Origin of the sequence: Oryzihumus leptocrescens (assembly GCF_006716205.1) — a bacterium.
Taxonomy (GTDB): Bacteria; Actinomycetota; Actinomycetes; order Actinomycetales; family Dermatophilaceae; genus Oryzihumus; species Oryzihumus leptocrescens.
In genome coordinates this window covers 3,455,957-3,468,531 of record NZ_VFOQ01000001.1, presented here as the reverse complement: position 1 = coordinate 3,468,531, position 12,575 = coordinate 3,455,957, and the positions used below count along the sequence as shown (strand labels likewise).

General features: G+C 72.6%; 9 protein-coding genes. 4 read left to right on the top strand and 5 right to left on the bottom strand.

Going from position 1 to position 12,575, the window contains the following annotated elements; genetic code table 11:
- Positions 1-6 precede the first annotated feature (6 nt).
- From FB474_RS16410 to FB474_RS16395, 4 genes are all read right to left on the bottom strand, one after another.
- The gene (locus FB474_RS16410) at positions 7-627 is read right to left on the bottom strand and encodes a GNAT family N-acetyltransferase (RefSeq protein ID WP_185746199.1); all 621 of its coding nucleotides are present in this window, start codon (positions 625-627) and stop codon (positions 7-9) included.
- Positions 628-910: 283 nt separating this feature from the next.
- On the bottom strand, positions 911-2,686 hold the full coding sequence (locus FB474_RS16405) for an ABC transporter ATP-binding protein (protein ID WP_141789619.1): 1,776 nt from the start codon (positions 2,684-2,686) through the stop codon (positions 911-913).
- Positions 2,677-3,774 carry a hypothetical protein gene (locus FB474_RS16400; RefSeq protein WP_141789618.1) on the bottom strand — a complete coding sequence of 366 codons (1,098 nt, stop codon included), beginning with the start codon at positions 3,772-3,774 and terminating at the stop codon, positions 2,677-2,679. Before FB474_RS16400 ends, FB474_RS16405 begins: the two co-directional genes overlap by 10 nt.
- On the bottom strand, positions 3,765-4,670 hold the full coding sequence (locus tag FB474_RS16395; protein ID WP_141789617.1) for a DUF1611 domain-containing protein: 906 nt from the start codon (positions 4,668-4,670) through the stop codon (positions 3,765-3,767). The genes FB474_RS16400 and FB474_RS16395 overlap by 10 nt, the downstream gene beginning before the upstream one ends.
- A gap of 453 nt (positions 4,671-5,123) precedes the next feature.
- Between FB474_RS16395 and FB474_RS16390 the strand changes: the two genes are divergently transcribed.
- From FB474_RS16390 to FB474_RS16380, 3 genes are all read left to right on the top strand, one after another.
- On the top strand, positions 5,124-5,672 hold the full coding sequence (locus tag FB474_RS16390; protein WP_141789616.1) for a DUF6328 family protein: 549 nt from the start codon (positions 5,124-5,126) through the stop codon (positions 5,670-5,672).
- Positions 5,673-5,872: 200 nt separating this feature from the next.
- On the top strand, positions 5,873-6,337 hold the full coding sequence (locus FB474_RS16385; RefSeq protein WP_141789615.1) for a hypothetical protein: 465 nt from the start codon (positions 5,873-5,875) through the stop codon (positions 6,335-6,337).
- Positions 6,338-6,396: 59 nt separating this feature from the next.
- A complete protein-coding gene (locus FB474_RS16380; RefSeq protein ID WP_141789614.1) occupies positions 6,397-6,804 on the top strand; it encodes a low affinity iron permease family protein in 408 nt (135 codons plus the stop codon).
- A 32-nt stretch (positions 6,805-6,836) separates the two neighbouring features.
- Here FB474_RS16380 and FB474_RS16375 read toward each other — a convergent pair whose 3' ends face one another.
- On the bottom strand, positions 6,837-8,801 hold the full coding sequence (locus FB474_RS16375; RefSeq protein ID WP_246092232.1) for a potassium transporter Kup: 1,965 nt from the start codon (positions 8,799-8,801) through the stop codon (positions 6,837-6,839).
- A gap of 197 nt (positions 8,802-8,998) precedes the next feature.
- Between FB474_RS16375 and FB474_RS16370 the strand changes: the two genes are divergently transcribed.
- Positions 8,999-12,553, top strand: a complete 3,555-nt coding sequence (locus FB474_RS16370) for an ATP-binding cassette domain-containing protein (RefSeq protein WP_141789613.1) — start codon at positions 8,999-9,001, stop codon at positions 12,551-12,553.
- Positions 12,554-12,575 lie beyond the last annotated feature (22 nt).

The window sequence follows — 12,575 nt, the reverse complement described above, 5'->3', positions numbered from 1 at the left end:
GCCAGCTCAGCCGATGTCGAGGGCGGCATCCCAGGAGCCAGCGCACAGCAGACGGAGCAGGGCCGGCCTGTCCACCGCCGGCGGGTCGAGGAGACGAAGGGGTCCTTGTGCCTCGAGGAGCCCGTCGACATGCCGTGTCGTCGCGCCGATCCTGGCCAGCAGTCGCCTCGATGCGGTGTTGGAGGGCGCCAACGTGGCCTGGACCTGGCGGATGCCGCGAGCGGCGGCCACGGTCGTGATCGTGTCGAGGAGCACGGTCCCGAGCCCGTGATGCTGCAGACGGTCCACGACCTCGAAGGCCAGTTCGGCCGTCGTGGGGCGGTCCCTGAGGCGGACGTATCGAGCGATCCCGGCGGGTTCGTCGTCCAGGGACGCGAGCCAGGCGACGTGGTGGTCACCGTCGACGTCCGTGAGCCCGGACAGCATCCCCGGTGACAGACGGGGAAGTCCGGAGAGGTAGCGCATCCACCGGGAGACCATCGACATGCCGTCGAAGACGCCGAGCAGCGGCGCGGTCTCGCCATGGAGGAGGGGCCTGAGGGTGACGGTCGTGCCGTCGGGGAGGCGGGCTCCGAGCGGCTCGACCTGACGAGACCTGAGCGGCTCGGGGTTCTGGACCTGGGACATGGCGTGCTCCGGGACGTAGTCGGACTGACCACGCCACGCTGAGCGCCACGCCTTCCCGCGTGCTGCCCTCCTGATTCCCCGCTGCTGCGGCCATCTGTCCGTTGAGCTCGCGAGCTGGACTCCTGAAGGCCCGGGACTCATCCACCGGTGCGCGCGAGCTCCGCGAGGTACAGCTGGTTTCCGTCCGGATCGGAGATGAATGCCAGCTTGAGCCCACCCTCGCCGTCAGCGACTGGTACCTGAACGCTGACGCCACGATCCTTCAGGATTGACACCGCGGGTGCTAGACCGGCCGGGCGGTGGCACTGAATGGCTGCGGAGCGCTGAGGGTGGGCGCGCCCTGCGGCAGGAGCCGCCCACCGACCAGCGTCTCTATGCGGTCGGCGAGGCCGAGCAGGGCGGGGCGGTGGGTGGTCATGAGCACGGTTCGGCCGTTCATCAGCAGCTTGAGCGCGTCCACGAGTGCCCGTTCGGCAGCCAGGTCGAGGCCGGAGGTCGGCTCGTCGAGCAGGACGATGGGCGAGTCTCGCAGGAGCGCCCTCGCTATCCCGACGCGCTGACGCTGCCCACCGGAAAGGCCCACTCCGCGGTCGCCCAGCTGGGTGGCGAGACCCTCGGGGAGTCCCTCGGCGAACTCCAGCACACCCGCCGCCGCGCAGGCCTGCACCACCTCATCGGTCGAGGCGTCCGGGCGCCCGAGGAGGACGTTGGCAAAGACCGACCCGGAGAAGAGGAAGGTGTCCTGAAGCACGACTGCGATGTGGCGGCGCAGGAAGCTGGGCTCGAGCGTCTCGAGATCCAGGCCCCCGATGAGGACACGCCCTGCGGTTGGCCGGTAGAGGCCGGCAACAAGCGCCAGGACGGACGACTTCCCTGCCCCGTTCGGGCCGGACAGGGCCACCCGGCTGCCGGCCGGGACGTCCAGGGCCAGATCGGTGAGCACCTGCCCCCTGCCGTAGTCGAGCCGCACGTTCTCGAGGCGGACTGACGCCTCGACCCGGGAGGGGGCCCGAACCGTTCGGTGGTGGGTCGGGACGTCGAGGATCTCGGCCACGCGTTCGGCGGACGCGGCTCCGGCGGTGAGGGTGAGCGACAGACGTGACAGGGACCGTAGCGGGCGCAGCATGTCGCGGAAGTAGGCCAGCGCGACCACGAGGATGCCGGCGGTCCACCACCCCTGAAGAGCGCCGTAGCCGCCTACGAGCAGCAGGGCGGCGGTGCCGCAGGCGGAGGTGGCTTCGAGCAGGGGGGTGAACCGGGCCCGCAGGTCGACCGACCGGAGCCCCGCCCGGAGGGCGGCGCCGTTGTAGCCGGCGAACTCTTCCTCGTGCACGTCCTGGGTGCCCACCACGTGGACCGTCCGTATGCCGGTGATCGTCTCCGCGGTGAGTGCGGCCAGCTGCCCTTCCGCCGCACGACGCTTGCGCGCCGCATCACGGGTGAGCCGGCTGTACCGCTTGGCGGCGAAGAAGACCAGCGGGGCGGCGCTCATCGCAACCAGGCCGAGGCGCCAGTCCAGGGCGGTGATGACGGCAGCCAGCCCGACGATGGTCAGCACACCGGGCAGCAACGTGGAGAAGACGTCGACCAGGCTGTCCTCGATCCGGTTGGTGTCAGAAGACATGCGACTCGTGAGCTCGCCGACGCTGCGGCGGTCGTGGAAGGTCATGGGGAGCCGGAGCAGGTGGCTGAACACGTCGGCGCGGATGTTTGCCGTGATGCGCTCTCCCGCACTGTTCATCAGCCGGTCGCCCAGGTAGTCCAGCGCGCCGGACAGCAGGGTGAACAGCAGCGAGGCGGCGGCAGCAACGACCAGCAGGCCTCCCCCCGAGACGCCGAGGCGGTCAACGACCACCGCCTGGGGGCCGTGCAGGCGGTGGTGCCCCAGGACGCCGTCGATGACGAGCGCGATGGGCCAGGGGACGGCGAGGTCGGCGAGCAGCTCACCGACTCGGCACAGCACGCCCAGGGCCAGGCGGCCCCGATGGGGGACACCGTAGGAACGAAACCGCCACAGGGTCGACAGCAGGGTCGGCTCCGCGCGCTGGGTCAGGCGCACCGTCGCGCCGCCTCCCGGGCGCGAGCGTTGGACCAGCCCGCGTAGATGCCCCGCGCGGACATCACGCCCTCCAGGTGCGCCGTGAGGGCATCGTCACGGCTGACCTCGAGCATGGCCGACAGCAGGGTCCCGTAGTACTTCCGTGCCCGGCGAGCCTCCGGGCCGCGGTCGTTCGTGTCGTCCTGGCCCAGCCGGGCCAGCCCCCGCAGGAGCACGCCGTCCACTGACTCGGCGGGGTGGCCGGCCCGATCCGCGTGCGACCGCGCGTCCCACAGGGCGCTGGCCCAGATCGACCCGTCCGCGTGCGGGTCGGCGTCGTGCCCACCCCTGAAGTCGGTCATGGTTCGGTGCGACGCCAGGCACCGTCGGCGCGGGTCGCTCAGGGGGATGTGGCCTCGGTGCCAGCCGTAGATGTCCGGGTGTCCGAGCATCGCGGCGGCCAGGTAGTCGCAGGTCCCCTCCTCGACAGCGGTCCGGCGGTTCGTCTGGTCCTGCGGCGGGCGCAACCGGTTGAGCCGGAAGTCGGCGACGTGCCGGCACACGTGATGCGCGACCTCGTGGGTCACCACGGCCACGTTGTGACCCGGTGCGTGCAGGTACCGCGAGCCGGCGTGCTCGACGTACAACCGACCCGAGCCGAGGTGGACCTCCCCCGCGGGGTCGACGGGAGCGACCTCGGGGAGCTCGCTGTAGCTCGACGCGGGGAGGCGGTAGTGACCTCCGCCCCAGCGCTGCGGCCCCACTTCGTGACAGCCGACCAGGATCCTCAGGGGTGGCAGCGTCGTGTCCAGCTCGGCCTCGACGCGATCGAGGAGCCGGCGGGCGCACGCGGCGACGTTGGTCAGCGCGAACGCTCGCGCGCCGGCGTCGAGTGTGGGTCCGGTCAGTGGGCCGCCGCCGCGGCCCGGGTCGCTTCGCAGGTCATCCTCGCCTGAGAGCAGGGGCTCGCCGCGGGCGTCGGCCACGATCAGGCCGGGCACCACAATGGCGCTTGGCCGCACCTGCTGTATGTCGAGCGGCACAAGTCCCAGCCCACCCGGCGGCGGACCGCCGCCCACGACGTAGGCGGCGACCGCGGTCAGGCCCATTGTGCGGTCCGCAGGAGGTCCAGTGCCGCGCCACGGGCGAGGTCATCCGGAGTCGCGACGGGCAATCCCGTGGCGGCCTCGGCCTCGCGGGCGGCGAGCGGGCTGGCCGACACGAGGCCGCTCAACGCGCTGACGCGGACTCCTGCGGCGGCCAGGACGCTCTGGGCGCCCACGGCGCTGAGGGCGTCGCCGACCGCGACCAGCACTGAGTCCGCGAACTCGGGCAGGGCGGCCAGCAGCTCGTGCGTCTGGGACTGCAGGAGGCCGTCGGCGATCTCGATGACGACATGCGTGGCGCCGTCCGCGGCCAGGGCGTCACGGATGCGATGCATCGTCGAGACCAGCTGAGCCGTCGGATAGCCGAAGGTGGACGGCATACCGAAGTCCAGGAAGTCCACGACAGCGTGCGCGCCGGCGTCGGCGTAGACCCAGCGATCCTTGCCACTCCCCGACCCGGTGGCCTTGCCGGCTCCCACCCTCAGACCGGCACGAGCCCACCCGCGGATGATGCCGGCGGCGGTGGTGGTCTTGCCGGCGTTCATCGACGAGCCCACCACGACGACGGTGGCCGGGCGCGGGCTCGCCACGGGTGAGGTCGGGCGGGTGAGGTCGGCCAACGTCATCGGGACGCCGTCGCTGTCCGCTACAGCACCGACCACCTCGAGCTGTGTCGGCGGCGCGCGCCTGACGTGCGACGACGCGACGGTGCCGATGACGCCGCCGGCGGTCAGCAAGTGCGTGTGGGGGCCCGTGGGGACGTAGCCCTCGTAGAAGTCCGTCGCGTAACGGCTGCCATACGCGCCGGCGACCAGATCGCCGGCGTAGAGGCGGACCCGGCGGCCGTGCCGGTCCTCCAGCGCCCGGTGCTGGCCGAGCAGCTCGACGCGGGCGAACACCAGGTCCCCCTGGGTTGGCTGTCGGGCTACCCCGAGGGTCAGGTCTCGTCCACCCAGTCCCCGCGTGACGAAACTGAGCTTGGCTTGCGACAGGTCGCGCATTCCGTCCCCCTCCCGACCGCGCGTCCTTGCGCCAACCCAGATCCTGCGCGCAGTCAATATGGGCGTCTCAAGGAAGTCGCGTGAACTTCGAAGGGGTGAACGAAGGGCGGCTTCCAACGTTCGCGGGGTGCGGAGTACCGCCCCACACTCCACCGTAGGCAGGGCAACGTGCCCCGTCCAGAGAACGGGCGACGTATTGGCCACTAGAACACCTGGCGGATGCGGGCCTACCGCTTTGCTGCAGGTCACAGCGTTGCGTCGCTCGGTCCGAGGTGGCAACATTTCGTGGCTAACCGACCGGCAAGCCTGTCCGGGGTCCCCCTGCCCCCAGCCGGTCGTTGGGAGAAACGCATGCCCTCGTACGACCAGCCCGACGTCCTCGACCGCAACCTCGGCGAGATCCTGCAGGAGATCCGCGTCGCTCAGACCGGGGTCCAGATCCTCTTCGCCTTCCTCCTCTCGCTGCCCTTCACCTCGGGGTTCCACAGCGCCAGCGCGCCCGACCGCGCGGTCTACCTCACCGCCCTGCTGGCCACCGTCGGGGCGGCGTCCATGCTGATCGCGCCCGTCGCGTTCCACCGCATCCTGTTCCGGCGTCGGCGCCGACCCGACATCGTCCGGGGCGCCAACCGCTTCGCCATCGTCGGACTGGCCCTGATGGTGGTGGGCGTGTCGGCGGCCGTCCTGTTCGCCTCCAGCTTTGTGGTGGGCACCATCGGCGGCTGCGTGATCGGTGCCATCGTGCTGGCCTGGTTCAGCGCCTGGTGGTTCGCGGTGCCGTTCCACCACCTCCACCGGCGGGACGACCACCCCGTGACGGTGCCCGTCACCAGCTCGTCGTCGCTGCACCAGACCACGATGCATGCGGTCTCTCACGCCAGGGCCGCCAAGCCCCGATGAGGTCGAGGGCCGCCGGGCCCCGATAGGCCGGATCGCTTCGTCGACGCGCAGCGCGTCGCGCCGTTCGCGTACGCGGTGCGCAGTTCGCTGCGCCGTGAGTTCAGAAGAATCGTTCAGGAGCGGCCGGATCGCCCCGATAGGAAGGGTGGCCGGAATCACCACCAGAAGTCGGCCCGAGCGTCAGCGAAGAGAGGACGGCGATGGCCACCGACACTGCGCAGCAGTCTGCTGCCCGGTTCAGCCGGGTATCCAACGGTTACGACCCGGCGGAGGTCAACACCTACGTTGCGGCCCTGCGTGACTCCTCCCAGGTCGCGCAGCTCTCGGCCACGCTGCTCGAGCGCGCCCACACCGTGGCCGACTGGACCGTCGCGCGGTCCCTCCAGACCGCCGAGGCGACGCGCACGGCCTCGGAGGCGAAGGCCGCCTCCGTGGTCCAGGAGGCCGAGCAGCGAGCCGCGGAGATCGTCGCCGCCGCCGAGGACGCGGCCACCGCACGCACCGGCGCGGCGGACCGTGAGGTCGCGGCGCTGGAGGAGCAGCTCCGCCGGCTGAGCAAGCTGCGCGACGAACAGGCCGACGAGCTGCTCGACGTCTCGCAGGCCCTGGTGGCCGCCGCCAGCCGGGTCAGGGCGCGCACCGGCCAGGAGGCCCCCGCCGAGTGAGCAAGCCTGGGTCAGGGACCGCAGGGGTGGCCCTCCCCGGCACAGGCTGAGGCGCGAGGATGGCTGGCATGTGGTCATGGGTGAGGTCTGGTCCCCGATGGTCGCGGCACCCCGCCTCGCGTGTCCTTCACGGGCTGGACTGGGTGGCCTCGCGACCATCGATTGCCGTGACCGTGGTGGCCCTCGACCTGCTCTGGGTCGTCTTCTCGGCCCGCTTCGAGTTCCCGACCCGGTTGGAGTCGGTCTTCCAGACGATGGTGGCGGCGGTGACGTTGGCCATGGTGTTCGTCATCCAGCACACGCAGTCCCGCGAGCAGGCTGCGACCCAGCGAAAGCTCGACGAGATCCTGCGCTCGCTGCCGGCGGCGGACAAGTCGATGATCACGCTCGAGGCGGCACCGGACGACGAGCTGCGTGCCGCCGCCCGGACACATCGGGATGCCCGCGAGGAAGCCCGGCCCGAGTAGCCCGCCAGCAAAGGCCGCGGATGCCGCGGCAGCTACAGCGTGACGTGACTTCCCATCGTCACGATCCGCTGCACCGGCAGGCCGAAGTACTCGGCCGGGTCGGCAGCGTGCCGGGCGAGCTGGGCGAACAGCCGCTTGCGCCAGGTCGCCATCATCTTCTCCCGGCCGAGGGTGATCGTGCCGCGGGACAGGAAGTAGGACGCGCCCTCGATGTCGATGCCCGGCCCGATGAGGTCGTCGGCGCAGGCCTGGCGCAGCGCGGCCGGCAGGTCCACGTGGTCGGCGAAGCCGTAGCGCACCGACAGGTGGAGGATGCCGTCGTCCTCGTAGCCGAGGTCGTCGACCGTCAGCCGCTCTGCCGGCGGGACGTGCGGCACGTTCACCGAGGTCGCGGAGATGACGATGACGTGCTCGTGCAGGACGTGGTTGTGCTCCACGGTGGCGCGCATCGCCAGCGGCGTCGTCTCCTTGTCGGGGTGCGGGAACACCGCGGTGCCGGGCACGCGGGGCAAGCCCTGCTCGTGGACGTGGTCGATGAACTCCTGCAGCGGCCCTTCCTTGTGCCGGCGGTTCGTGGCCACCACCGCCCGGCCCTTCTGCCACGTCGTCATGACCGTGAACACGCAGGCGGCGATGAGCAGCGGCAGCCAGCCACCGTGCGCGACCTTGGAGAGGTTCCCCGCCAGGAACGTCAGCTCGATGCCGCCGAACCCGATGCCGGCCGCGGCCAGCTTCCACGCCGGCCAGTCCCACAGGACCCTGGCCACGAGCAGCAACAGGATCGTGTCGATGACGAGCGCGCCGGTGACGGACACCCCGTATGCCGTGGCGAGCCTGGCCGAGGAACGGAACGCGAACATCAGCGCGAGCACGCCGACGAACAGGGCCCCGTTGATGCCGGGCAGGTAGATCTGTCCGGCCTCGTGCTCGGAGGTCTGGCGCACCCTCAGCGCGGGGAGCATGCCCAGCTGCATCGCCTGCCTGGACAGGGAGAACGCGCCGGAGATCACCGCCTGGCTGGCGATGACCGTCGCGGCCGTCGCCAGGACTACCATCGGGACCTGCGACCAGCCGGGCAGCAACAGGAAGAACGGGTTCGTGGTGGCACCGGGGTGGTGCAGGATGAGCGCCGCCTGGCCGAGGTAGTTCAGCGTCAGCGCCGGGAACACGACGAAGAACCAGGCCCGCAGGATCGGCATCCGCCCGAAGTGGCCCATGTCCGCGTACAACGCCTCCGCCCCGGTGATGACCAGGACGACCGCGCCCATGGCGACGAACGCGATACCGGGGTGTGCGGCCACGAACGCGACCGCGTAGGTGGGTGACAGGCCGGCCAGCACGTTCGGGTGGGCCACGACCTGCGGGATGCCGGCCGCGGCCAGCGCGGCGAACCAGAGCAGGGTGACCGGCCCGAAGAGCGTCCCGACCTTGCCGGTGCCGAACCGCTGCGCGGCGAACAGCCCGGTCAGGATGACCGCAGCGACGGGGACGACCAGGTGCGCCAGGCCGGGAGCGGCCACCTTCAGGCCCTCGACGGCGGAGAGCACGCTGATGGCCGGGGTGATGACGGAGTCCCCGTAGAAGAGCGAGACGCCGAGGATGCCGAGCGCCATCAGCAGGCCGGTGCGACCGCCGCGCCTGGCGTAGAGGCGGCGGGCGAGCGCGGCCAGGGCCATGACCCCGCCTTCGCCGTCGTTGTCCGCGCGCATCAGCACCATGACGTACTTGGCGGACACGATGAGCGTGACCGACCAGAACATCAAGGAGATGACGCCGTAGACGTCGCCGGCGGTGGGGCGCACGATGCCGTGGTCGAGGGAGAACACGGTCTGCAGCGCGTACAGCGGGCTGGTGCCGATGTCGCCGAAGACGACGCCGAGGGCCGCGAGCAGCAGAGCGGCGCCGACGGGCTTGGGCGCTCCGGTGGGCGGTGCTTCCGGCGCGGAGCTGGCGGTGTCGGCACCGGCACTGCTAGCGGCAGTGGTCAGGTCAGTCACAGGTCTTGCTCCAGGTCTTGGCTGCACGTCATCGCGGGCGCGCGAGGACTGTCCGGCGCGGGCACGATCCCCGCGCGCCGGCGTGGGCGGCCGCCAAGGCTACCGGCCGCGCATGTGGACCTGCCCCTTGTGCCTGCTGCCGGCTGCCGAATAACCACGCGACGACCGTCGGTGCCAGGCCCTAGCGTTCAAAGACGATGCCGCTGACCCAGCTCGAGGCCGTCCGCACGGTGCTCGCCCCCACGACAGAGCCAGACGACCACCGCACGGTCGACTGGCGGAGACTGCGCACCCCGGTGGCGGCGTGGGCCCCGTTGGCGTGCGCTGTCGCCGCCATGGGCACCTCGCTCGGCACCCTGGTCGCCGGGCAGCTGGCCGAGCACGCCACCGAGCGGCTGGTCGTGCTGCTCGCCGCCTGCGTCGTCGGGGCGGCGGTGCTCGACACCGCCGCGCGCACGCTGTGGGCCGGGGTGGTCGACCGGGCCGAGGGCCGGCTGCGCGCCGACCTCCTCGACGCGGCACTGCACCAGCCGCTGCCGACGCTCACCGAGCAGGCGGTCGGGGAGGTCCTCGACCGGATCGACGACGACACCCACGAGGTCGGCACCCTGCTGCGCCAGAGCGCGTGGCAGGCGATCCGCACGCTGTTCGCGTCCGGCCCGCTGTGGATCGTGGCCGGGACCACCTGGTGGCCCGCCTTCTTCCTGTTCCCCCTGGCCGGTATGGCCGCGCTGGTCACCGTCCGTCCGCTGCTCCCGACGCTCTCGGCCCGCAAGGTCGTGGAGGAGGCGGCGTGGACCGACCACGCCGCGGCCATGGAGGAGGGCGTCGCCGGGCGCGACGACCTGCGTGCCAGCCTGGGCCAGGCCCATGTCGTCCGGCGCTGCACCGAGCTCGCCGCCGAGGTGCACAAGCGGTTCGCCGCCGTCCTCGAGCTGGAGAGCCGGATCGGCCGGCGCACCGGCACGTTGCTGCACGCGGTGCTGGCAGCCACCGCGGTCGTCGGGGTGACGCTGGTGGTCAACGCCCGGCTCGACACCGCCGAGCTGGTCACGCTGTTCCTGGTCACCACCATGTTCGTGGGCCAGACCGACATGCTGGCCCGGCACCTGCCCGACCTGCAGGCCGGATTCGGCGCCGTGCTGCGGCTGCGGGGCCTGCTCGGCGCCGAGTCCGAGCCCGTGGGCGGCGACGACCTGCCGGCCGGCCCGCTGGACATCGAGTTCCGCGACCTGCACTTCAGCTACGTCGAGGGGCGCTTCGCCCTCCAGCAGGTCAACGTCGACGTCCCCGCGGGCACCACCTGCGCCCTGGTGGGGCGCACCGGCTCGGGCAAGTCGACGCTGGCCTCACTGCTCTCCCGGGCCGTCGAGCCGGAGCGGGGCTCGGTCCTGATCGGCGGCGTCGACGTGCTCGACGTCGACCTGCAGCGGCTGCGGTCCGCCGTCGGCGTCGTGACCCAGCGGACCGAGATCCTGGCCGGCACCCTGGCCGAGAACATCACGCTCTTCGAGCCGGTGCCTCGCGCCGAGGTCGAACGCGCCGTCGCCGAGCTCGGCCTCGAGGGCTGGGTGGCGGGCCTGCCCGACGGGTTGGACACCCCGCTCGGCCCGGGCGGCACGACCTTGTCCTCCGGCGAGGAACAGCTCGTCGCCTTCGCGCGCCTGCTGGTGCGCCACGTCCGCGTCGTGGTCCTCGACGAGGCCACCGCGCGCATGGACCCGGTCACCGAGGCCAACGTGGTGCGAGCCGCCGAGCGACTGCTCTCGGGGCGCACCGGGCTCCTGGTCGCGCACCGGCTGTCCACGACCCGCCGCGCCGAGCACGTTGCGGTGCTGGAGGCCGGTCGGGTCGTGCAGCAGGGGTCACGGGCCCGGCTCGCCGCCCAGCCGGGGCCGTTCCGGCGCCTGCTGGAGGCGGCCGCGGAGGAGGACGCCGCCACGCCCAATGACGCGGTGACGCCCGCCGCGACCGCGGCCGGGACGACCGCGGACGCAGCCACGGCCACCGGCCGGGTCGGGACGGCCCGGCGCGCCGGGGCGCCGCCGGCCGCCCCGAAGCTGGACCACGTGCCCGGCCTCGCCCGGGCGACGGCCTCGGCGCTGCTGATCGAACCGCAGTGGGGTCTGGTCAGCGTCGGTCTCTTCCTGGCCGCGGCGCTCTCGGGGGCGTTCGGCGCCGTCACCGGTTGGATCTGGGGACACCTCGTGGTCGCCCTCCGCGACGGCGAGAGCCCGGTGGCGCTGACCGCCGCGCTCGTGGTGTCCCTGCTCCTCTCGCCGCTGCTGCTCGCCGAGTCCTTCCGGCGCTACCCGCGGTGGTGGGTCGCCGTGATGTTGCGCGTGCGCTCGGCCGTGCTGGTCGGCCAGACGGCGCAGCACCGCCTGGAGCGGACACCTCCCGGAGAGGTCGTGGCTCGCACCATGGACGCCGACCGCCTGGCCCGCTACGCCGACCGCTGGGTCGACTTCGTCAACGGCCTCGCCATCGCCGCGGTGACCGCGGTGGCCGCGCGGAGCCTGCTGGCCGGTGGCGTCCTGCTCGCCGTCATGATCGCCTCCGCGCTCGCCTCCTCCTTGGGGCGGCGCGTCGCCGGGCGGTCCGCAGCGGCCTCCGCCGCTGCCCGGGCCCAGTTCGGCCGCTCGCTGGTCTCGGCCCTGGACTCGGTGCGGACGGTGAAGCTCGCCGCGTCGACGCCCAGCGTGCACGCGCACCTGCGGGAGGTCGACGGCGGCCGCGTGGCGGCCGCGGTGCGCGAGCACCGGGTGCAGGCCCTGCTCGACGGCGTCCCGATCGTCATGGTTCAGTGCGGTGTCGTGACGGCCTGGGCGGTCCTCGTCGCCGGCGGCTGGGGGCTGGCCACGGCGCTGCTGGTGGCCGGCGCGGTCAACGGTTTCGACTGGTTCGGGCGGGTCGCGGGATCGGTCATCACCGAGGCGCCGGGCACCCGCGCCTGGATGCAGACCACCAGCCGGCTCGCCGGCGGCGGTGACCTCATGCGGGTGCCGGCTGGTGTCGACCTCGTGGAGGGCGCCGCCCCGGCGCCGGGGTCCGCGCCGCGGGAGCCACTGCGCAGCCTCGAGCTGGCCGGCGTCACGGCGGTGCACGACGACGGCACGCTCGGGGCGACCGACGTCGACCTGGCCGTGGACGCCGGCGAGCTGGTGCTGCTGCTCGGCCAGGTCGGGTCGGGCAAGTCCAGCCTGCTCTCGGCCCTGGCCGGGCTGGTTTCCAGCACCGGTGAGATCCGCTGGAACGGCGAGCCGGTGGCCGAGCCGCAGACGTTCCTGCGGCCGGGCCGCGTCGCCCATGTCGCGCAGGTGCCGAGGGTCCTCTCGGGCACCTTCACCGACAACGTCCGGCTGGACCACCCGGGCCGTGCCGTGCGGCCGGCCCTCGAGACCGCCCGTCTCGTCTCCGACGTCGAGTCGGCCGGCGGGCCGGATGCGCTGGTCGGGCATCGCGGGGTGCGCCTTTCCGGCGGTCAGGTGCAGCGCCTTGCCCTGGCCCGCGCGCTGGCGTGCGAGTCCGAGCTGCTGCTCGCCGACGACGTCTCCTCGGCGCTCGACTCGGCCACCGAGATCGAGCTGTGGACCGCCCTGCGCGAGCGTGGTGCCACGGTCATCGGGGCCACGTCCAAGCGCGCGGCGCTGGCCCAGGCCGACCGCGTGGTCGTGCTGGTGGAGGGTCGGGTCGCCGCGGTCGGGGCGTGGCACGAGCTCGCCGACAGCTGGGGTCACCTCGCGGGCTAGCTGGAGCGCGGGGTCCCGTGGG

Coding starts and splice junctions, on each gene's coding strand:
- FB474_RS16410 (WP_185746199.1), bottom strand. CDS start 627: ATGTCCCAGGTCCAGAACCCCGAGCCGCTCAGGTCTCGTCAGGTCGAG.
- FB474_RS16400 (WP_141789618.1), bottom strand. CDS start 3,774: ATGGGCCTGACCGCGGTCGCCGCCTACGTCGTGGGCGGCGGTCCGCCG.
- FB474_RS16390 (WP_141789616.1), top strand. CDS start 5,124: ATGCCCTCGTACGACCAGCCCGACGTCCTCGACCGCAACCTCGGCGAG.
- FB474_RS16385 (WP_141789615.1), top strand. CDS start 5,873: ATGGCCACCGACACTGCGCAGCAGTCTGCTGCCCGGTTCAGCCGGGTA.
- FB474_RS16380 (WP_141789614.1), top strand. CDS start 6,397: ATGGCTGGCATGTGGTCATGGGTGAGGTCTGGTCCCCGATGGTCGCGG.
- FB474_RS16370 (WP_141789613.1), top strand. CDS start 8,999: ATGCCGCTGACCCAGCTCGAGGCCGTCCGCACGGTGCTCGCCCCCACG.